This window comes from Pseudomonas sp. BF-B-30 (assembly GCF_019956305.1).
In the GTDB taxonomy this organism is placed as follows: domain Bacteria; phylum Pseudomonadota; class Gammaproteobacteria; order Pseudomonadales; family Pseudomonadaceae; genus Aquipseudomonas; species Aquipseudomonas jessenii.
Genome location: NZ_JAHBDG010000066.1, coordinates 192173 through 211209 on the forward strand (window position 1 = coordinate 192173; position 19037 = coordinate 211209).

General features: G+C 60.4%; 16 protein-coding genes. 2 read left to right on the top strand and 14 right to left on the bottom strand.

Going from position 1 to position 19037, the window contains the following annotated elements; genetic code table 11:
• Positions 1 to 11: 11 nt before the first annotated feature.
• Positions 12 to 1814: a lipid A export permease/ATP-binding protein MsbA gene (gene msbA, locus KGB29_RS25655; protein WP_057712276.1), complete on the bottom strand. Its 1803-nt coding sequence runs from the start codon at positions 1812 to 1814 to the stop codon at positions 12 to 14.
• Between the two features lie 154 nt (positions 1815 to 1968).
• On the opposite strand from msbA, the gene KGB29_RS25660 reads away from it, so the two are divergent.
• Positions 1969 to 3831: an O-antigen ligase family protein gene (locus tag KGB29_RS25660; RefSeq protein WP_154910347.1), complete on the top strand. Its 1863-nt coding sequence runs from the start codon at positions 1969 to 1971 to the stop codon at positions 3829 to 3831.
• The gene (locus tag KGB29_RS25665) at positions 3831 to 5054 is read left to right on the top strand and encodes an acyltransferase family protein (RefSeq protein ID WP_150811911.1); all 1224 of its coding nucleotides are present in this window, start codon (positions 3831 to 3833) and stop codon (positions 5052 to 5054) included. Before KGB29_RS25660 ends, KGB29_RS25665 begins: the two co-directional genes overlap by 1 nt.
• A gap of 66 nt (positions 5055 to 5120) precedes the next feature.
• Here the strand turns inward: KGB29_RS25665 and KGB29_RS25670 are convergent, their stop codons facing one another.
• The 13 genes from KGB29_RS25670 to waaC all read right to left on the bottom strand — a co-directional run bounded on the left by KGB29_RS25670 (position 5121) and on the right by waaC (position 19036).
• Positions 5121 to 6005: a glycosyltransferase gene (locus tag KGB29_RS25670; protein ID WP_102669306.1), complete on the bottom strand. Its 885-nt coding sequence runs from the start codon at positions 6003 to 6005 to the stop codon at positions 5121 to 5123.
• The gene (locus KGB29_RS25675; protein ID WP_057712280.1) at positions 6002 to 7156 is read right to left on the bottom strand and encodes a glycosyltransferase family 4 protein; all 1155 of its coding nucleotides are present in this window, start codon (positions 7154 to 7156) and stop codon (positions 6002 to 6004) included. The genes KGB29_RS25670 and KGB29_RS25675 overlap by 4 nt, the downstream gene beginning before the upstream one ends.
• Positions 7153 to 8595 (bottom strand): PIG-L deacetylase family protein, encoded by a 1443-nt coding sequence (locus tag KGB29_RS25680; protein WP_154910346.1) that lies wholly within the window; start codon positions 8593 to 8595, stop codon positions 7153 to 7155. Before KGB29_RS25680 ends, KGB29_RS25675 begins: the two co-directional genes overlap by 4 nt.
• 8 nt (positions 8596 to 8603) lie before the next feature.
• Positions 8604 to 9500 carry an antimicrobial resistance protein Mig-14 gene (locus KGB29_RS25685; protein ID WP_154910345.1) on the bottom strand — a complete coding sequence of 299 codons (897 nt, stop codon included), beginning with the start codon at positions 9498 to 9500 and terminating at the stop codon, positions 8604 to 8606.
• Positions 9500 to 10630 carry a glycosyltransferase gene (locus KGB29_RS25690; RefSeq protein ID WP_057712282.1) on the bottom strand — a complete coding sequence of 377 codons (1131 nt, stop codon included), beginning with the start codon at positions 10628 to 10630 and terminating at the stop codon, positions 9500 to 9502. Before KGB29_RS25690 ends, KGB29_RS25685 begins: the two co-directional genes overlap by 1 nt.
• Positions 10614 to 12371: a carbamoyltransferase gene (locus KGB29_RS25695; protein WP_150811915.1), complete on the bottom strand. Its 1758-nt coding sequence runs from the start codon at positions 12369 to 12371 to the stop codon at positions 10614 to 10616. The genes KGB29_RS25690 and KGB29_RS25695 overlap by 17 nt, the downstream gene beginning before the upstream one ends.
• Positions 12372 to 12537: 166 nt before the next feature.
• Positions 12538 to 12873, bottom strand: a complete 336-nt coding sequence (locus KGB29_RS25700) for a YceK/YidQ family lipoprotein (RefSeq protein ID WP_154861144.1) — start codon at positions 12871 to 12873, stop codon at positions 12538 to 12540.
• Between the two features lie 239 nt (positions 12874 to 13112).
• Positions 13113 to 14564, bottom strand: a complete 1452-nt coding sequence (locus KGB29_RS25705) for a lipopolysaccharide kinase InaA family protein (RefSeq protein ID WP_154861145.1) — start codon at positions 14562 to 14564, stop codon at positions 13113 to 13115.
• Positions 14564 to 15316, bottom strand: coding sequence for a lipopolysaccharide kinase InaA family protein (locus tag KGB29_RS25710; protein WP_057712286.1), 753 nt, complete (start codon positions 15314 to 15316; stop codon positions 14564 to 14566). Before KGB29_RS25710 ends, KGB29_RS25705 begins: the two co-directional genes overlap by 1 nt.
• The gene (locus tag KGB29_RS25715) at positions 15313 to 16047 is read right to left on the bottom strand and encodes a lipopolysaccharide kinase InaA family protein (RefSeq protein WP_154861146.1); all 735 of its coding nucleotides are present in this window, start codon (positions 16045 to 16047) and stop codon (positions 15313 to 15315) included. The genes KGB29_RS25710 and KGB29_RS25715 overlap by 4 nt, the downstream gene beginning before the upstream one ends.
• On the bottom strand, positions 16047 to 16853 hold the full coding sequence (rfaP, locus tag KGB29_RS25720; RefSeq protein WP_057712288.1) for a lipopolysaccharide core heptose(I) kinase RfaP: 807 nt from the start codon (positions 16851 to 16853) through the stop codon (positions 16047 to 16049). Before rfaP ends, KGB29_RS25715 begins: the two co-directional genes overlap by 1 nt.
• The gene (locus KGB29_RS25725; RefSeq protein ID WP_046039743.1) at positions 16854 to 17975 is read right to left on the bottom strand and encodes a glycosyltransferase family 4 protein; all 1122 of its coding nucleotides are present in this window, start codon (positions 17973 to 17975) and stop codon (positions 16854 to 16856) included.
• Entirely contained in the window at positions 17975 to 19036 is a 1062-nt protein-coding gene (gene waaC / locus KGB29_RS25730) for a lipopolysaccharide heptosyltransferase I (RefSeq protein WP_223616498.1), read from the bottom strand. Before waaC ends, KGB29_RS25725 begins: the two co-directional genes overlap by 1 nt.
• Position 19037 lies beyond the last annotated feature (1 nt).

Genomic DNA, 19037 nt, shown 5'->3' on the forward strand with positions numbered 1-19037 from the left:
CCCTTTCGGGGTCAGGCGATGTCTTCGGCCGGGGCGTCGAGGCCCATCGCGTTGAGGCGCGAGTAGTAGCCGTTTTGCGCCAGCAGTTGTTCATGGGTGCCGCGCTCGACGATTTTCCCCTGATCCATGACCAGGATCAGGTCGGCCTTCTCGATGGTCGACAGGCGGTGAGCGATCACCAGCGTGGTGCGACCTTTCATGACCTGGTCCAGGGCTGCCTGAATATGCCGCTCGGACTCGGTATCGAGCGCCGAAGTCGCCTCATCGAGGATCAGCAGCGGAGCATTCTTCAACAGTGCCCGGGCAATCGCCAGGCGCTGGCGTTGGCCACCGGACAGCAGCACGCCGTTTTCCCCGACCTGGGTGTCCAGGCCTTCAGGCAATTGAGCGATGAAGTCCATCGCGTAGGCATCCTTGGCCGCCTTTTCAATGTCTTCACGGGGTGCGCCAGCCAGGTCGCCATAGGCGATATTGTTGGCCACGGTATCGCTGAACAGGGTCACGTGCTGAGTCACCTGGGCGATATGCCGACGCAGGTTCAACAGCTTGTACTGTTCCACTTCGACGCCATCGATCAGGATTTCGCCCTTGTCGTGGTGATAGAAACGCGGAATCAGGTTGGCCAGGGTCGACTTGCCGCTGCCCGAACGTCCCACCAAGGCCACCATTTGCCCGGGCTCGACCGAGAAACTGATGTCATTGAGCACCTGACGCTCGGTGTCAGGATAGGTAAAACTGAGGTTGCGCACATCCAGGCGACCGCTGACCACATCACGCTCGACGGTGCCGGTATCGACTTCAGGCTGGACATCCAGTTGCTCGAAGATACTTTCAGCGCCGGCCACGCCCTTCTGGATGGTCGAGCTGACTTCGGACAGCTGGCGAATCGGCTTGGGCAGCAGGCCAGCCAGAGTGATGTAGGCCACCATGTCGCCGGCCGACGCATCGCCCCGCAGGAACAGCACCAGGAACATCAGCACGGCCATGGCGGTGTAGATCACCAGTTGCAGCAACGGCGTGTAGATGGCGCCGGTGCGGGTCATGCGCAATTGCTTGTCGGTGTTGCCCTGGCTGGCATCGAAGAAACGTTTCTCTTCGTACTTTTCACCGCCGAAGCTGCGCACCACGCGATAGCCCTGGATCGTTTCGGACGCCACATGCGTCACGTCCCCCATGGCCAGCTGGATTTTCTTGCTCTGCTTGCGGAATTTCTTGCTGGCCGTGCGCACCATGAGGGCGATCAGCGGCAGGATAGCGACCATGACCAGCGTCAGGCGCCAGTTCATGTACAACAGCGAGGCAAACAGGAAGATCACCGTCATGCCTTCACGGATTACGACCTTGATCGCATCTGTTGCCGCCCCCGTGACCATGGTCACGTTGAAGGTAATACGTGAAATCAGGTGCCCCGAGTTATGCTTGTCGAAATACCGGTTTGGCAACACCAGCAGGTTGTTGAACAACTGGACCCGCAAGTCATGGACCAGGCCCAGGGAAACCTTGGCCAGGAAGTAGTTGCCCAGATACGACCCCAACCCCTGCCACGCGGCGATCAGGATGATCAACAATGGCACCGCCTGCAGCAGTTGCAGATCCCGCAGGTAGGGCACTGTTGGAAACAGCACCGCTTCAGGATTGGATAGACCGTCGACAAAGTACTTGAGGATGTAGCCCAGCATTGGCTGTGTCGAAGCGAAAATCAGAAAACCGACGATGCTGATCAGAAACAGGCTGATATACGGCCGGACATAGCCGAGCAGGCGGAAGTAGATTTTCAAGCTCGATGGGCTTGCGCAGAGACTGGAGTCGGTCATATCACGCGAATGTCGATGAAAAGGACGCTGACTTTACCACAGCTTCCCCAGGGTTCTGGCAATCGCATACAGTCTGTGTATTGTGGCGCGTCAAATAGCCACCCGATGTCCCTGCCTTGGTATGGTCGCTCAATTCAGGAATAAGTTACCCAGCATGCAATTAAACGTTTTGAACAGCACGTCCAACAGAATCTTCGATTTCATTTGTTTGTGGATCCTTCCGCTCGGTTATCTGTTGCTGCTTTGTGCGCTGTTTTTCCTGCCGGGGCGCAGTGTGCATCACAAGCTTTATTATGGCCTGTTCAGCATTCCGGCACTCTTTGCACTGTGCCTGCGGCCGCGGCTCGGCAAAGAGTTGCTGCGCGAGCCGATTGTCATTGCAGCCCTGCTATTTATGGCGTGGGCACTGCTCAGCCTGTGCTGGAGGCCAGACGACGACATCGACTTTGGCCAGTTCAAACCGCCATTGCACACCTTGTTGCTGTTCGTAGGCTGCTACCTGCTGGTGCGCTTTCGCAGCGAAATCATCCAGCCCCTGCTGTTCTGCGCCGCAACGGTGGCACTGGTCATCTCTGCCTACAACCTGTACAGGTTCGACCAGATCTACCAACCGGAAATGCGCTTGATCGGTGTAGGCGCATTCGACAATCCACTGCTCAGCTCCCACGTTTTCGGCTTTTTTTGTACCTATTGGCTGAGCCTGAGCATGACCTGCAAGCGACGCCAGGTACTTTGGCTGAGCGTACCGGCGATGGCGATCATGTTTGCCGCAGTGCTGGCCACCGGCTCCAGGACCCCACTGGTTGCACTGACGCTGGCGGCGCTATGGCTGTGTTTCATCTGCTGGAATCAACGCTCGGTCTTCATGCTTGGCACCATGTTCTTCGCCGGTACGGCGACTTTCGCGTTGTTTGCGGACAAAATCTTCGAAAGAGGCAGTTCCTTCCGCATCGAGCTCTGGCAATTGACCCTGAGCCGGATCGCTGAACACCCATGGATCGGGCACGGTTACAACGCCGCACTGAGACTGGATCCCGGCGTAGGCTACAACCTTCAGGAGCCCCATAGCTTTGCCCTTGGCGTGCTCTACTACGTCGGCATTATCGGCCTGCTGCCATGGCTGTTCTTTGTTGTATGGAGCTTCATCAGCAGCCGGCGCCATCGTGTGCAACCGCTGTTTATCATCGCCTCAGCCTGGCTGGCCTTCGGTATCGGTGCAGGCCTGACTGAAGGTGGCGGGATCATCTCTCGCCCCAAGGAGCACTGGTTCCTGCTATGGATCCCCTTGGCGCTGATTGCCGCATTGAGCATCAATCAACGTGCCCGGCGCCTGCTGGACACGCCGATCAAGACGGCGACACCAAGCGCCCTGCAACAGCTGACTGCCGATGCCAGGGTCATCGAAGAGGATGGTCTGGGCCCCAAGGTCCTGCGCCTGACCGATGGCAGTTTTCTCAAGCTGTTCCGTCGCCGTCGCTGGTATACCTCGGGCAGTTTCACGCCCTACTCCGATCGGTTTGCCGTCAATAGCGTGCAACTGCGCGGCATGGGCATCCCGACACCGCACATCCTCGACCTTTACCGGTTCGAAGACGGCAGCACCGCCGTGCATTACTCCCCGTTGCCAGGCAACACGCTGCGCCAGATCCTGCAAGGCATCACCGCCCCGGCGGTGCGCCAGGCACTGGTGGAGCGCTTCGGTAAATTCATGGCTCAACTGCACCAGCAAGGGGTCTACTTCCGCTCCCTGCACCTGGGCAATGTGCTGGTGCTGGAGGACGGCGAGTTCGGCCTGATCGACCTGGCCGACCTGCGAATTTACCCCTCGGCATTGAGCCCTTCCCTGCGTCGGCGTAATCTGCGCCACATGCAGCGCTATGCATCGGATCGGCATTGGTTGTTCGAGGATCACTTCGAAGCACTGCTGCTGGGATACGCCGCAACGGCCTCGAAAGCCGACGTGGATAATTTGCACAGGCACGTGCTGGCCGGTAGTCCTCCGGCCCAGGCTCACTGATGACAGAAACCAACCCGCTTATCGCGATGGCGGCCTACCTGCTCGCCATCGCGACCGCTGCGCTACTGTTGCGCAGCGTGCCGAAAATCCCCCGAGAGCTGGAGCATTGGGGCGAAAGCCGCTTTGCCGGCATCGACGGCTTACGCGGGTATCTGGCCTTCGGCGTGTTCGTGCACCACTCGATCATTACCTGGATCTTTCTGAAAACCGGCGTGATCGACTTTCCACCGAGCAACTTCTACTCGCAGCTCGGCCAGGGTAGCGTCGCCCTCTTTTTCATGATCACCGGCTTTCTGTTCTGGAACCGCTTGCTCACCCACGGACGGCAGCACGACTGGCTGGCATTTGCGGTATCCAGGCTGTTTCGCCTCTACCCGCTATACCTGCCGCTGATGTTGACCGTGTTTGTCTGTGTGTTCTATTTGCAGGACTGGGAACTCAAGGACTCCGGCACCCAACTCATTGGCCAGACCCTGGCCTGGCTGATCTTCGACCGGCCAGACGTCAACCAGTACCACCAGACCGGCATGCTGATCTCCAACGTCACCTGGACGCTGGGGTACGAGTTGTTTTTCTACCTGGCCCTGCCACTGGCCGCCATGGTGTTCATTTATCGCGGCGGCTGGATGCAGACGGTGCTGTGCCTGATCGGCATCTATACCCTGTACCAGGTGGTCGGCTGGGAACACTCGCTGAAGAAGCACTTCCTGGCCAGCTTCCTCGGCGGCATCGCTGCGGCGTACTGGATTCGCCGTCCACAATGGGTCGCCTGGAGCCTGTCTCCACTGGCGGGCATCGTCGCCCTGCTCGCGCTGGCGATCGCCTTTACGGCGTTCAACCGGGCATTCAACCTGGGGGCGCTGCTGCTGCTTTCACTGTTCTTTGTGATCGTGGCGTCCGGCAATACCTTGTTCGGCGCCCTGAGACCACGCAGCATCCGCTGGCTGGGGGAAATCAGCTACAGCACGTATCTGCTGCACGGTTTCGTGCTATGGGTACTGGTGCAGCGACTGCCGCCGATATTGCACCTTGACGTCCGGCAAGCCTGGGTCTTCCTGCCGTTGCTGGCCGTGTGCAGTTGCCTGCTGATCATCATCAGCAGCCTGACTTACCTGTACATCGAAAAGCCCGGTATCAATGCCGGCAAGAAAACCCTGCACTGGTTGCGCCAGAACAGGAAGCCGAGGAAAGAACTTCCGGAGGAAACAGCTCAACAACGTTGAGCCGTTTCCGGGGCATGCCTGCGAGGACAATGCCCCGCCTTCCCCCCCTTGAATCCAGCCTCCGGCTCAGTCTTTCTCCAGCCGTGAGAAATACATCCGGCCCAGTCCACGCCAGGTTTTCTTGTTCCAGGCCTTGAACGGAATCTGCGCCAGCAACTCCCGCGCCAGCTTGCGATCACGGTTGGCGGTCTTGAGGAACATGGAATTGAGGAACTTGTAGCGCACCTCGTCATACAGCGGGTGATCGCTGAAGAGCGCGTAGGTGCGCAGGATGCTATCGATCATGAAGCGGTGATTCTTGTAGGAGTTGGTGGCGTGCTTGCGATAGCGCGCCATCAACACATTCAGACCATCGATGAAGTAACCGGCATGGGTCACCTTCAGCTCGATCAGCAAGTCTTCCAGGCGAATGGTCGGGTCGAAACCGCCCACCTTGTCCAGCGCTTCGCGGCGGATCATCAGGGTAGGCGCCGGAGGATAGGGCTTGCGCTCGAGGAACATGTCGTCGAAATCCAGACGACGGAACGGCACATCCCGACGCTGGCGCTTCTCGGGGTAGAGATTGCCGTCGGCATCGATCAGTTCGATGTTACCGGCGCAAATGCCGACCTCGGGCTTGCCCTCCATATGCGCGACCTGAGTGGCGATTCGCTCCGGCAGCATGATGTCATCCGAACCGAACGGCACGATCAGGCTGCCCTTGGCCCGGGCAATTGCACCGTTGAGGGTGTTGGTCAGCCCCTGGTTTTCCTGAACCCGGAAGTCGAAGCCATGGATGGCCTGCAATGCCTTGATCCGCTCGACGCTGTCATCCTTCGAGCCGTCGTCGACCACCAGCAACTCGATGTTCCGATAGGTCTGGTTGAGGACGCTGAGAATGCTTTCCTCGATGTAAGGGGCATGGTTGTACGACGCGATGATGACCGTGACGATGGGTTGCGCGTCGTTCATGGCTGCTCCTTGCGGGCCTGTTCCAGGCCGGAATCGATCAGATTGAGGTATTCGCGACGGAACTCCTCAATGTCATGGTGTTGCTGCAGATAACGGAAGGACTGCTCGCCCTTGGCCTTGAGCTCGTCATCCGAAAGGCCAAGGTAAGTGTCCAGCGCCGCCTGCAGCGTCGGCACATCCTTCGGCGTAATCGCCAGGCCACCGGCCCCCTCGATGAGCGGCAACATGGCCGGCACGTTCGAGGCGATCACCGGCAAATGCCCGCTCATGCCTTCGAGCAGCGCCAGCCCGAGGCCTTCGGCCAAAGAAGGCATGGTCCAGATGTCGAAAGCTCGAATGTACTGCAGGGCAATTTCCTTGAACCCCAGCAAATGGGCGCGACCGCTGAGGCCGAGGCGGTCGATTTCCGCGGCCAGGCGCGACTCTTCGCGGCCGGCACCAATGATCGCCAGTTGGGTATTGGGGTACTTGTCCTTGAGTGCCGCGAAGGCCTGCAGCAAATAGATATGGCCCTTGACCGGCACCAGTCGCCCCAACGCACCGATCAGCCGCACCGACGGATCGATGCCCAGCATTTCACGGGCCTTTTCACGACTGTGTTGTAGACCTTCGGCCTGCTCGATGTCGATGGCATTGGTGATGGCATAGGTATTCTGATCGGTGAAGCCGCAGTCACAGTCCAGCAGATACTGTTTCACCGCTGGCGACACGCCGACGAAGCGCCAGTGACGATCGATCAGGCGCTGGGTCTGGCGGCGCCGGTAAAAACGGTCGTACTCGCCAAAGCCGTGGGAAATGCCGATGCACAACGGCACTTTCAACCAGCGGTTGAGCGCCAGCATCATGTTCACCGGCTTGAAGCGGTTGCAGATCACTACATCGAATTTTTCCCGACGGCAGAACTTGTACAGCTGCCACATGGCCCGCAGGCGCATGCCCTTGAGGGACTTGTCGGAAAATTCGAAGTACACCGAACGGTCGGCTCGGCTCACTGCTTCGCCCGGCCCGGGTTTGCCGCGCAGAAACGCGGCGGTCACTTCATAGCGATCACCGGGCAGGGCCTTGACGATTTGCTCCGCGAGGTCGGCGAAATCATGGGCTTTGACGTTGTAGTCAGGCTGCAGCTGCAGGACCTTCGACCGCTGACTCATAACTCTCCCCGCTGAGAAACATTGCCTGGTGTGTGCTTGATGGACCACAAAAGCTCGTGGCGCCGGACGGCCTTGCGAAAGAATTCGTTCTGGCCATAGCTGGACGGCAACCGGCCGGCCAACAAACGTTGTATCAACCGACGCAAGCGACGCTTGAACGGCATCGCCGATTGCAGGTCGTGCATCATGCCCAACGCCATGGCCTTGTCTCGCTGCTGCTCCAGCGGCAAGGGCAGGCAATAAGGCTGCATCGGCTGGGCCGGATCGAAGGCCGGCGGCAGGGCGATGCCATCACCGGTATCGCCCATCGGCCAGCGGTCGTTGTCGTGCAGGTGGTTGGCATAGCCCAATAGCGTGGTCGGCTGCCAGTCCAGGCCTTGCAAGGCTTCGAGAACTGCCGCCTGGGCGCAGATATGATCGGGATGCGGATCGAGGGTCGGATGCGGCAGGACGATGACCTCGGGGCGGGCCCGCAGCAGCAACTCACGAAGATCCGCCAGCAGATTGTTCCAGGTCGGCGCGCCATCGGCATCGCCCGGTAGCGTGAAAGGATTCAACTGACGGAACAGCCGGGTATCGTCCAGGTCCGCTTCCCGCGATCCCGCGGTCACCGCAGGCGCGGCCTGCATGCTCGCCAGTTGCAGGCAGAAATAACCCAGTTGTACGCAGTGGGCCTCGGGTACACCGGCCCAACGTGGCACGGTGATGCTGTCCCAGGTGCGCAGGCGGCCTTTCAAGCGGGCCGCATCGACCTTGTTCAGTCCCATCTGCCGGTAGTGTTCGGCTTCGATTTCGCCCGCTGTCAGCGTGACGATCCAGGTTTCGTCGGCTTGGCTGTACAAACCGTAGGCTGCCAGCTCGGCATCATCGGCGTGGGGCGCGATGACCATCACCCTTTGACGCCGATAATCCGGATGTTCCAGTGCCCACAGCACAGGCTCACCGAACACACGACAGAAACGCCCGCGCAAGCGCAGCTCACCACGCGACAGCGCCTGAGCCTGACCACTGAGATTGAGGTAACGCAGGCCGTTTACGCCTCGTTCGAAGGTTTGTCGATCAGGGTTTTCGCCCCCCGCCAACTCGACCACTGGATCGATAAAACGTCCCAGCCAGGTGCTTTTCACCCGCAGGGCCAGCACCAGCGTCGCATCGTCGACCAGCATCACGCCCTCGTCCAGCCGCAAATGTTCACCGTTCAGGTGCACCTTGGGCTGGGGCGTGTAGGGCGGAAAGCTGTATTGGTAATCGTCTTTCGGTGAGTAGAACAGGTGGTCGGCAAACCAGGCTTCGTGGGCAACCCAACCCAGAACCGCCAGCACCAGCGGCAACCACCAGGCCACCAGTACACCCATGACGATCAACAGCACCAGCGCAATCAGCAGGCCGATACGTTTGTTGCGCCGATGGCGCTTGAGCAGTTGCTGTTTGCGGCTCATGGTTTGGCTCATACGGTGAAGACCGGCACGGGGTTGCACCAGCGATCCTTGTATTCACGGTCGGCGCGACCGAAGGAAAAGCGCAACGGTTTGTCCTGCGCCCGGGCATGCTCCCAGGCGCTTTGCGTATTGATGAAGCTCAATACGCTACCGGGGCTGAATTCGCGGGTTTCGGGGTCAACGCCGCCGTTGATGTACTCGACGCTGATCCATTCCGGCGCTTCGACGCGGTACACCAGTTGAATCGCAATCGGCGCATCGTTGAGGAAGATCACCGAACCGATCAGCAACTCGCGCAGCAGCTCGAGGACTTCGGCCATGCGCGCAGCGCCGGTGGCCGGAAACCCCCAACGACGCTGGAACAGATCACAGTAGATCGCCGCCAATTCAGCGCTGGAAAATTCGCCGACCGGACGCACCACACCGCCCGCCTCTTCCAGCAGACGCAATTCACGGCGCTGGTTGTAGCGAAACTTCTTCGACAGCTCTTCCGGGGTACGGGCCATGGCCAGTTGTTCTGTCTGCAACTTCATGCCGCTGAAGCGGGTTTCGTTGAGTGCCGACAAGTAGCGTGCACGATGGCGCAGAGGAGCCTGAACATCAGCGGCGGCCGGCAAAATCAGCTCGGCATTGCCGAGATCGAACAGGCCTTTTTTGCCGTTGCGCTTGAGCACATCCTTGGACAGCGCCACATCGCGGCCCCAAGTCGGGATCGCGGCCTTGACTTCGCCCTGTTGCTCCCAGGCCAGGTATCGCACCGGAATGCCGGCAAGATCCGCCAGACGTTCGACCACCAGAGGGTGAGTCGCGACGCTTCCGCCAAATTGCTGCCAGGCTTTTGCGTAGGTAGAGGCGTCAACGGGCGACCAGCCACGTTCGCGCCAGCCTTGGAATCGGTTGAGCATCAGCCCCTCGGTGCCAGATCGGTAACTTGCGGCAGACGCCAGAAGGTGTCGCGCACCGCACGGTCGGAGAAACGCTCACGCAAGCGATCGAGCATCATCTCGGCGCATTGACGGCGCTGTTGATCATCCATACCCGCCAAATGTTGCAGGCCTTGTGCAAGGTGTTCAGCATCGCCGAGCGGGAACAGAATGCCCACGCCTTCGACCACTTCCTTCGCCCCGCCACACGCTGTGGCGAGCAAGGGTACGCCAGCGGCCATTGCCTCCAGCAGCACCATGCCGAACGGTTCGTGATCGGAACTCAGGGCAAATACATCAAAGGCGCGGAAATAATTGCGCGCGTCCGGCACCTGACCGAGGAACAGCACCCGATCACCGATACCCAGCTCCCGAGCCAGCTCCTTGAGATCCTGCTCCAGACGCCCCTTGCCGAGAATCACCAGTTGGCTGTTGCCCGGAAGCCCCGGCAACGCCGCAGCAAAACCGTGCAGCAGAGTAGCCTGATCCTTGTCCGGGTGCAGTCGGCCAACGTTGCCGACAATCCACGCATCAGCCGAGAGACCGAGGGTTTCCCGAGCTTCGCGAGCGGAAACCTGACTGGCTTGCAGCGCAGGCACGTCAATGCGGTTGTAAAGGGTTTGAATACGCGTCGCCGGCCATTTCGGCAGGCATTGGCGCATGTCGTCGCGCACCGCATCGGACACACCGAGCAGGCTCAGACGCTTGCGGAAAATATGCGCGAACAGTTTGCGCGTGCCGCGCTTGTAATCGTCAAACGCGTGGTGCACGCCAATCACCGGCAACGAAGTGCCGAGCAAGGCGATGTAGATCGGCTTGAAGCGATGGGCGATGCAGAAACTGAAGTTGCGCGACGCGGCGATCTTGCGCAGATCGCCGATGGCACCCAGCTTCAGGCCGCGAATGGCCTTGGAGCTGTATTCCATGAACAACACTTCATCGGAAGCACACGCTGCGGCCACCTCGCTATCGGCAGCCCCGGTCAGAAAGACCGTGGTCACCCGATAACCGGTGCCCGCGAACAGACTGGCGTACTGCCGTGCGCAGTCCAGGAACGGCCCGTCATAGCCGTGGCAGAACTGCAGCACATGGCGTTCAGCCGAGCGAGTCATAAGCGTTTGCGCCCTCTTTGACCACCAGGATGTCTTCCATGATCAGGTACTGCAGATCGGAGCCGAAGAACATATTCAATGCATCGGTCGGCGAGCAGATCATCGGCTCGCCACGACGGTTGAGCGAGGTGTTGAGCGACACGCCGTTGCCGGTGAGCACTTCCAGCGCTTTCATCATGTCGTAGTAGCGCGGGTTATATTCGCGCTTGAGCACCTGGGCCCGGGAGGTGCCGTCTTCGTGGACGACTTCCGGCACGCGGGTTTTCCACTCTTCAGCCACTTCGAAGGTGAAGGTCATGAACGGAGCCGGGTGATCGATCTTGATCATCTGCGGCGCCACGGTGTCGAGCATCGACGGGCAGAAAGGCCTCCAGCGCTCGCGGAACTTGATCTGGTGGTTGATGCGGTCGGCCACGCCCGGCACGCTTGGGCAACCGATGATCGAACGCCCGCCCAGTGCACGCGGACCGAACTCCATGCGGCCCTGGAACCAGGCCACCGGGTTGCCATCGACCATGATTTTGGCGATCTGCTCCGGCATGTTGTCGAGCTTGCGCCAGGTCGGCTTGTTCTCGTGACGGGCGCATGCGGCAATCACGTCTTCGTTGCTGTACGACGGGCCGAGGTAGACGTGTTCCATCTTCTCGACCGGCACGCCGCGGGCGTGGGACACATAGGCAGCCGCGCCGACTGCGGTACCGGCATCACCGGACGCCGGCTGTACGAACAGCTCTTTGACGTCGTCGCGGGCGATGATTTTCTGGTTCAGCTTGACGTTCAACGCACAGCCACCGGCATAGGCCAGTTTGCCGGTTTCCTTGAGCACGTCGCCCAGGTAGTGGTCGATCATCTGCAGCGCAATCTTTTCGAACAGCGCTTGAATGCTGGCGGCGTAGTGGATGTAAGGCTCGTCGGCGATGTCGCCTTCGCGCTTTGGACCCAGCCACTCGATCAGTTTCGGCGAGAAGTAGTAACCCTTGCCCTTTTCTTTGTAGCGACGCAGGCCGATGACGTTGGCGTAGTCGGTGTTGATCACCAGTTCGCCGTTTTCGAACGAAGCCAAGCGCGAGAAATCATATTTGCTGGCGTCGCCGTACGGCGCCATGCCCATGACCTTGAACTCACCGTCGAGCATATCGAAACCGAGGAACTCGGTGATCGCGCCATACAGGCCGCCGAGGGAGTCCGGATCGAAGAATTCCTTGATCTTGTGGATCTTGCCGTTTTCGCCATAACCGAAGAAGGTCGTGGCGTACTCGCCCTTGCCGTCGATGCCCAGGATCGCGGTTTTCTCTTTGAAACCGGAACAGTGATAAGCGCTGGAGGCGTGGGCAAGGTGGTGCTCGACCGGCTCGATCTTGATCTTCTTCGGATCAAAACCCAGCTGCTCCAGGCACCAGACGATCTTGTTGCGATAGCGCTTGTAGCGACGATTGCCCATCAGGATCGCGTCGAGTGCACGGTCCGGGGCGTACCAGTAACGCTTGGCGTACTGCCAGCGGGCCTTGCCGAACAGACTGATCGGTGCGAATGGAATCGCGACCACGTCAACGTCGGACGGCTTGATACCGGCCTGTTCCAGGCAGAATTTCGCCGATTCGTAGGGCATGCGGTTCTTTGCATGTTTATCGCGTACGAAGCGTTCCTCTTCAGCCGCCGCGACCAGCTTGCCGTCGATATACAGGGCTGCGGAAGGATCATGGCTAAGGGCGCCGGACAGGCCAAGAATCGTCAATGCCACAGGGGTCTAGCCTCTTTAGTCTGCATGCAGGCGCAAGCGCCTCAAAAATTAATGTGCCCTCGCAATGAGCGAGAGACAGCTAAAGGGCGGGATTATAGCGTAAAAGCGGCGGCAAACCTCTAGCCGCAAGCGGCACGCAACCACGGCCGGGACCTCACGGCATTTTTTATCCGCGCGCAGGCCGCCAATAGATGGCGATACTGCCGTCCACGCTTTGCCGGTAAATCGTGTACGGCAAGACAACGGTATCCAGCGCGCCAGACACGGCCAGGTCCACCAATACGAGCGGCACAAGGACACCCGTAGGGTCTGGCGGTGCATTCAAGACACAGAAGTCGTAGGCGAGGCCGCTGTAGACCCGTGGAATGGATTGGCAATAGGTCTTTTGCCGACGCAGCCCCTGCGCGGCTTGGGCTTCATCCTGCAGGACGGTGGCGGCGGTCCCGCACCCCGTTAGCGACACTGATAAAACACCCGCTGAAACTGCCATTTTGATCGTCACAGCCTACCCTCCGAGAACGTCAGGCAAACTAGCATCCGGGCGATTTGGGCCACAGTTCATGACTTCCCAAGATCGCGTAGGACGGTTCACAAGAACTTGTCGCCCTTCTCGGCTGGCAGTTCCGGCCCCTTCGCGAGCAAGCCCGCTCCCACATTAGCTCTCCAGCGAACACAATATTTGTGGGCGACATAGATCAACTGTGGGAGCGGGCTTGCTCGCGAAAGGACCGAAGGTCCGATTCAGCCCGCGCTGGAGATGTCTTTGGGAAGACGCTGATCGATGACCTGATAAAGGGCACTGCCCTCAGGCCAATTGCGCATGAACCGCGCGCGATCCCTTGCATACGCTGGGGAGAAACTACCGAGGGAGCCGTGCTGGCACATCGAATCGAGGTCGATCAACGCCCAGCGATCCTGCTGCCAGAACAGGTTATGCCCCTTGAAGTCGCCATGGCTGATGCGTAGACGAATCAACTCGGCGAACAGATGATCCAGTGCCGCCAGCTCGGCTTCCGGTGCATCACCACGCTCCACATACGGCGCAAAACGCTCGATGATGTCCGGCCCCGGCAGGTACTCGGTGATCAGGTAAGCCCGGCTACGCAGCCACAGGAAACGCTTTTCCAGCAACGCCAGCGGCTTGGGCGTGGCAATCCCGAGGAACGCCAGGCGGTTACCTTCGCGCCATGAATGCCAGGCCCGGCTCGGGCGCCAGAAGCGCTTGAGCCAGTGGGCAAAACCCTTGATGTTGTAGCGCTTGATCACCAGCGTGCGGCCATCCACCTCGACCTTGCCGACGCTCGCCGCACCGCCGGTCTTGTACAGGTGCCCTTGATCGAGCAAGGCATCGGCCTGCTCCAGCACAGGCACCATCGACGGCACTTCCTCGCGGCGAATCGCCCGTAACCCGAAGGCTCCGCGCTGGACGCTGAACAGCGTGCACTCGCGGCCGACCTTGATCAGGAAGTCCTTGAGGCGCCAACTGCGGACCTTGTCGATCTGCTTCTGCAACGCCTCCATGGGCAAGGCGTGTTCGCCGTTGCTAAGCAGGTAATACACCAGCAACTCTTCAATGAAGGGTTCAATCGACTTCGGCAACTGGGCGAAGAACACCCCGAGGTTTTCCAGGACCTTCTGCCGGGACAGCGGCTGACCAGCTGTCTCGCAGCAGATACCTGCGCCATCGATCAGGTACAGGCGACCACCCTGACGCAGCAAATTGTCCAGGTGCAGGTCTTCCTGCCACAGGCCCTTGCGATGCATCTGTCCGATCGCGCCCAACGCCTCGGCCAACACCGCCCCTTGCCCATCGGACAGTACGGGCTGCTGCTCCACCTGTTTCCAGGTGTCGCCCAGGCTTTCGGCATGCTCAAGGAAATCAAACAGCAGCCAGCCACCCTCGCCGTCCTTCAGGCCATCGGCCAACAGCTGCGGCGTGGTCAGCCCCTGGGCAGAGAGCAGGCGCACGCCATCCAGTTCACGCTGAAAATGCCGTGCAGCCTTGTTGCCGACCAGCAATTTGGCCAACACCGGCCGGCCACGCCAGACGCCAGCACCGACATAACGCTGCCCCGGCAACACCCGCAACAGGCTCAGCAGTTGCAGCTCGGCGGGGCCGGCGGCGTCGGCCAACGAAACGCTCAGCGGCAAAACGGGAGTGCGGCCTGCGGTCTTCAGTTCGGATAAACGCATCAGCGCGGCCTCTTTTGGCTACGCCGCGCAGTCAATCGCTGCAGCCAGCTATCGATCAGCGAGCTGTCCTGCGGCTGATCCAGATAGGCGGCCAGCAATTGCCGCAGTTGCGACTCGCCCCACTCGGGCGCACGGCGCGTCAGCGGCTCCAGGTCCTTGATTCGGTCACGCTGCCCGTACAGCAGCGGCCGGGTCTTTTCCAGGTCGATCAATTGAGCCTGATAGCCGTTGCCGGTGGCGCGCATGAAAATGTGCTTGGGATAGAAACACCCATGCACCTGGCGTGCGGCGTGCAGCTGCCGGGCCAGTTCGCCACTGGCCTTGAGGATTTCCGAGTGCTGCTCAGGGCTCAATTGAGTCCAGCGCTGCAACAGCGAGTCGAGGTCGTCCCAACCGTCCAGGGCACGGGTCAGCAGGATCGCGCGGACCTCGCCATTGACCTTGCGCTCCCCGTAGAACACCGCTTCGAGCGCCGGAATGCCCATCTTCCGGTAACGGGAGATGTTGCGAAACTCGCGAGCGAAACTCGGCTCGCCGAACGGTGCGCGCAAGGTGCGGGTCAGGTAGTTGCTTTGACGCTTGAGGTAGAAACCATGACCTTCCAGATCCAGCCGAAACACGCTGCTCCAGCCGCCGCCAACGGTGTTGGGTTCGTCCACCGCATCGAGCTGTTTGGTCCAAAGTGCCTCGAACGTGCCGAGGCCATGGCGCTCAAGCAGCGCACGGTCTTCAGCGGCCAGAAAGTCAGTCATTCGCGTCCCTCGAAAAATCTCACCACGTGCCGGATGCGTTTTTTGTCCGCAGCGTTGAGCCGGGTCCGGTTGCGGTATTGCAGGTAAAAGCGCAGGCGCTGTGTAGCCGACAATTGATATTTGGCGACCTTGTCCAGGCACGCCAGATCCTTGGTAATACGGTACTTGAGCCAGAAACCGCGCCAGAAATCGCCGTTGGGGCAATCGATCAAAAACACTCGAGCCTGATCGTCGATCAGCAGGTTGCGCCACTTCAAATCATTATGGGTGAAGCGGTGGTCGTGCATGGTCCGGGTGTATTGGGCCAGCTGACGACTGACGGTATTGACCCAGGCGCGGTCCGCCAGCTTCGGGTCGTGGCGCTCGGCCAGTGCCGACAAGTCCTCGGTACCCGGCAGCTCCCGGGTAATCATCGCGCCGCGAGCGTAGGCCGCACCGCGCCGCTCCAGCCCCCAGGCCACCACTTCGGCAGTGGGGATACCCCACTTGGCAAAGCGCTTGAGGTTCTGCCATTCCATCTTCACCCGAGGCTTGCCCAGGTAACGCCGCAAGCCTTTGCCGGCGCCCACATACCGTTTGACGTAATAGTTGACGCCATTGCGCTCGACACGGATGACCTCCGAGAGCGCGTCACGGGTCAAACGCTCGCCTTGCAGCGCAAACACAGCCTCGAGGCTGCCGAAGTCATCGGCCAGCTCGCTGTAGGCCGGTTCCAGCTTCCAACCCGACATCAGAGCGCATCCCCGTATCGCTGTTTACGCTCGTAGAGCTTGTTGGCCTTGCCGTCGAGCCATGCCAGCAAAGCTGCCTCTTCACACAGGATCTGTCGTATCGGTTGCTGGAAATAGCCTTTGAGGAAACGCAGCTTGTCGCGGCGGGTCAGGCCGATGTCCAGCGCGGAAAAGTACAGGGCAGCCAGGTCCTTGTTGCGCCAGCGTAAGGTGATCGCCGGACGGGTCTGGGCACGGTGCAGGTCGATCACCGAAAGCTTGAAGTCGTCGGCGGTCACCGGTTTGTCGGTGTGCAGCAGGAAATGGCAGATGTAGCAGTCGCGGTGGTTGACCCCGGCGCGGTGCATCATGCCGGTCATGCGCGCGACTTCGGCGATCAGTGCGCGCTTGAGTTTTGGCTCCGGTGGCTGTCGGGTCCAGTTGATGCTGAAATCTTCCAGGCTGACCGTCGGCGCCAGCTCTTCGGTGACGATGAACGAATGTTGATCGGCCGGGTTACGGCCCTTCTCGCCATACGCGACGGCGGTCATGGTCGGCACGCCGACTTCCTGCAGTCGCTGAATCGCCTTCCACTCCTGACCGGCACCCAGTACAGGAAGCTTGGCCGTCAGCAGGTTCTTGAATATTTCGCCCCAGCCGATGCCACGGTGGATTTTCACGAAAAACCCGTTGCCGTCGACTTCCGTGCGTAATGTCCGGCGTGCTTCCAGCTCGCGGTACACCTCGCCCTTGAGCCCCTCGACTTCGGCGAACGGGTCGCGTCCGGCCCAGAGGCTCTTGAACGGTTCAGCCAGCATCAACTTCATTTAAGCGTGCTCCGCCAGAATCACATCCGCCGCGTGCTGCGGCATGCTGTAGAGGTCGGCCGTTTCGGCGAAGGCCAGACCATTGCGGCTCCAGGCCGCCCTTGCTTGAGCGTCGTTCAACATGCCGGTCAGGTACTGCGTCAGCTGTGCCTGATCGAACGGTTCGTCCAGCACCAGGCCAGCATCGGCCTCGGCGATGTAATGGGCGTAACCGCACACCGCGCTCACCAGCACCGGCAAGCCGGCCACCAGGGCTTCGAGCAGCACGGTGCCGGTATTCTCGTTGTACGCCGGGTGGATCAACAGATCGGCACCCAACAGGAAACGCGGAATGTCACTGCGCCCTTTGAGGAACGTGACGTTGTCGCCCAGCCCCAAGGTCGCGCTCTGCATCTGGAATAACTTGGGGTCATCCTGGCCAATTACAAACAGCCGGGTGCGCTTCTTAAGATCAGCGGGCAATGCCGCCAGCGCCTTGAGGCTGCGATCGACGCCCTTGGTCTTGAACCCGGAGCCGATCTGCACCAGCAGCAGTTCATCGTCCTTGAGATTGAATTCAGCGCGGAACCCGGCACGAATTTCATCGGCATCGGCCGGCCGACGACGATCCTGGGCGATACCCGGTGGCAGCAGGTGAAAGCGCTCCAGCGGCGTGTCGTAATGCTTGATGAACAGCGGTTGCTGGACCTCGGAAATCATCAGCACTTCGGTCTTCGCCTCTTTGGCAAACACCGCCCGCTCGTATTCGGCGAAGTGGCGATAGCGGCCCCAACGGCGATACAGCGAGTTACGCAGGTTCTGCGCCTTGTCTTCGAAACAGCCGTCGGCGGCGTAGTAGACGTCCAGGCCCGGCATCTTGTTGAAGCCGATCAGGCGGTCGACCGGGCGCTTGGCCAGGTCCGCCTCCATCCATTCGCTGAGCTTTTCGTTGCGCCGATGGTTGAAGAACGCCTTGACCGGCGCCACCAGCACTTCGAAACCCGGCGGTACGTCGCCTTCCCAAATCAGCGTGTAGACGCGAATCTGATGGCCGCGCTTTTGGCACTCCAGGGCGATTCGCATGAAATCGCGCTGCAAGCCGCCAAATGGAAAATACTTGTACAAGACAAATGCCAATTGCATCAGCGCAGCTCCTCAGCCATTAACAACGTGCTCAGTCGGCTCGCGACACGCTCGGGATTCAGACGCGTGAAGCACAACGGCCACTCGCGTTTCAGGTCAAACTGACGGGCATCTTCAGCCGTCGGTTGATAAGTGCATTTCTTTTGCAGGCACGGCGCACAAGGGAAGTCGCTGGCCAGGTGAATCTGCACCTTGCCATAGGCGCCGGTCAGGCCCGGGTTGGTCGGGCCGAACAGCGACAGCGTCGGCACATCCAGCGCGGCGGCCAGATGGCCCAGGCCGGTGTCCACCGCCACGCAGGCTTGCGCGCCCGCCAGTACCTTGCCGACACCGGCCAGGTTCAGTTTGGGCAACACCTCGGCGTGTTTGAAACCGGCTGCGATGCGCTCGGCCCGGGCTTTCTCCAGCGCATTGCCCCACGGCAGTTTCACCCCTACGCCCAGGTAGCCGACCCGCTCGGTCAGCTCACGCCAATAGGCTTCGGGCCAGTGCTTGGTGTCCCAGGTGGTGCCGTGCAGAAACACCACGTACGGATTCTTGCGCGGCAATTCCACCAGGCGCTCGATATTCAGTCCGTAGGCGCCCAGGCCTTTGGGCAAGTCATAGCCCAACGCGATGGCGAACAACTGACGCACTCGCTCCACCGCGTGCTGCCCGCGGGCAACGGCCAGGCGTCGATCGTAAAAGCGCGCAGCGATGGGCTCGCGTGCAGAGCTTTTATCGAGACCGGCCACCGGCGCCTTTACGTAACGGGTCAGCCAGGCGCTTTTCAGCAGGCCCTGGGCGTCGATCACCAAGTCATATTTCGTGGCGCGAACGCTTTGCTTGAAGCGCTTCCACTCACCGCTCTTGATGGTCTGCCAGATGTTTTTGCGCCAGCGACGTATCGCCACCGGAATCACCTTGCCCACCGCTGGATGCCAGGTCGGGATCTCGGCAAAGCCTTCTTCCACCACCCAGTCGAATTTGATGCCGGGGATCGCCCGCGCCGCGTCGGTCAACGCCGGCAACGCATGAATGACGTCGCCCAGCGAAGAAGTCTTGATCAACAGAACCCGCAAG

Excerpts from the sequence above, each read along its gene's own strand:
- msbA (WP_057712276.1), bottom strand. The coding sequence starts at position 1,814 with ATGACCGACTCCAGTCTCTGCGCAAGCCCATCGAGCTTGAAAATCTAC.
- KGB29_RS25660 (WP_154910347.1), top strand. The coding sequence starts at position 1,969 with ATGCAATTAAACGTTTTGAACAGCACGTCCAACAGAATCTTCGATTTC.
- KGB29_RS25665 (WP_150811911.1), top strand. The coding sequence starts at position 3,831 with ATGACAGAAACCAACCCGCTTATCGCGATGGCGGCCTACCTGCTCGCC.
- KGB29_RS25670 (WP_102669306.1), bottom strand. The coding sequence starts at position 6,005 with ATGAACGACGCGCAACCCATCGTCACGGTCATCATCGCGTCGTACAAC.
- KGB29_RS25675 (WP_057712280.1), bottom strand. The coding sequence starts at position 7,156 with ATGAGTCAGCGGTCGAAGGTCCTGCAGCTGCAGCCTGACTACAACGTC.
- KGB29_RS25680 (WP_154910346.1), bottom strand. The coding sequence starts at position 8,595 with ATGAGCCGCAAACAGCAACTGCTCAAGCGCCATCGGCGCAACAAACGT.
- KGB29_RS25685 (WP_154910345.1), bottom strand. The coding sequence starts at position 9,500 with ATGCTCAACCGATTCCAAGGCTGGCGCGAACGTGGCTGGTCGCCCGTT.
- KGB29_RS25690 (WP_057712282.1), bottom strand. The coding sequence starts at position 10,630 with ATGACTCGCTCGGCTGAACGCCATGTGCTGCAGTTCTGCCACGGCTAT.
- KGB29_RS25705 (WP_154861145.1), bottom strand. The coding sequence starts at position 14,564 with ATGCGTTTATCCGAACTGAAGACCGCAGGCCGCACTCCCGTTTTGCCG.
- KGB29_RS25710 (WP_057712286.1), bottom strand. The coding sequence starts at position 15,316 with ATGACTGACTTTCTGGCCGCTGAAGACCGTGCGCTGCTTGAGCGCCAT.
- KGB29_RS25715 (WP_154861146.1), bottom strand. The coding sequence starts at position 16,047 with ATGTCGGGTTGGAAGCTGGAACCGGCCTACAGCGAGCTGGCCGATGAC.
- rfaP (WP_057712288.1), bottom strand. The coding sequence starts at position 16,853 with ATGAAGTTGATGCTGGCTGAACCGTTCAAGAGCCTCTGGGCCGGACGC.
- KGB29_RS25725 (WP_046039743.1), bottom strand. The coding sequence starts at position 17,975 with ATGCAATTGGCATTTGTCTTGTACAAGTATTTTCCATTTGGCGGCTTG.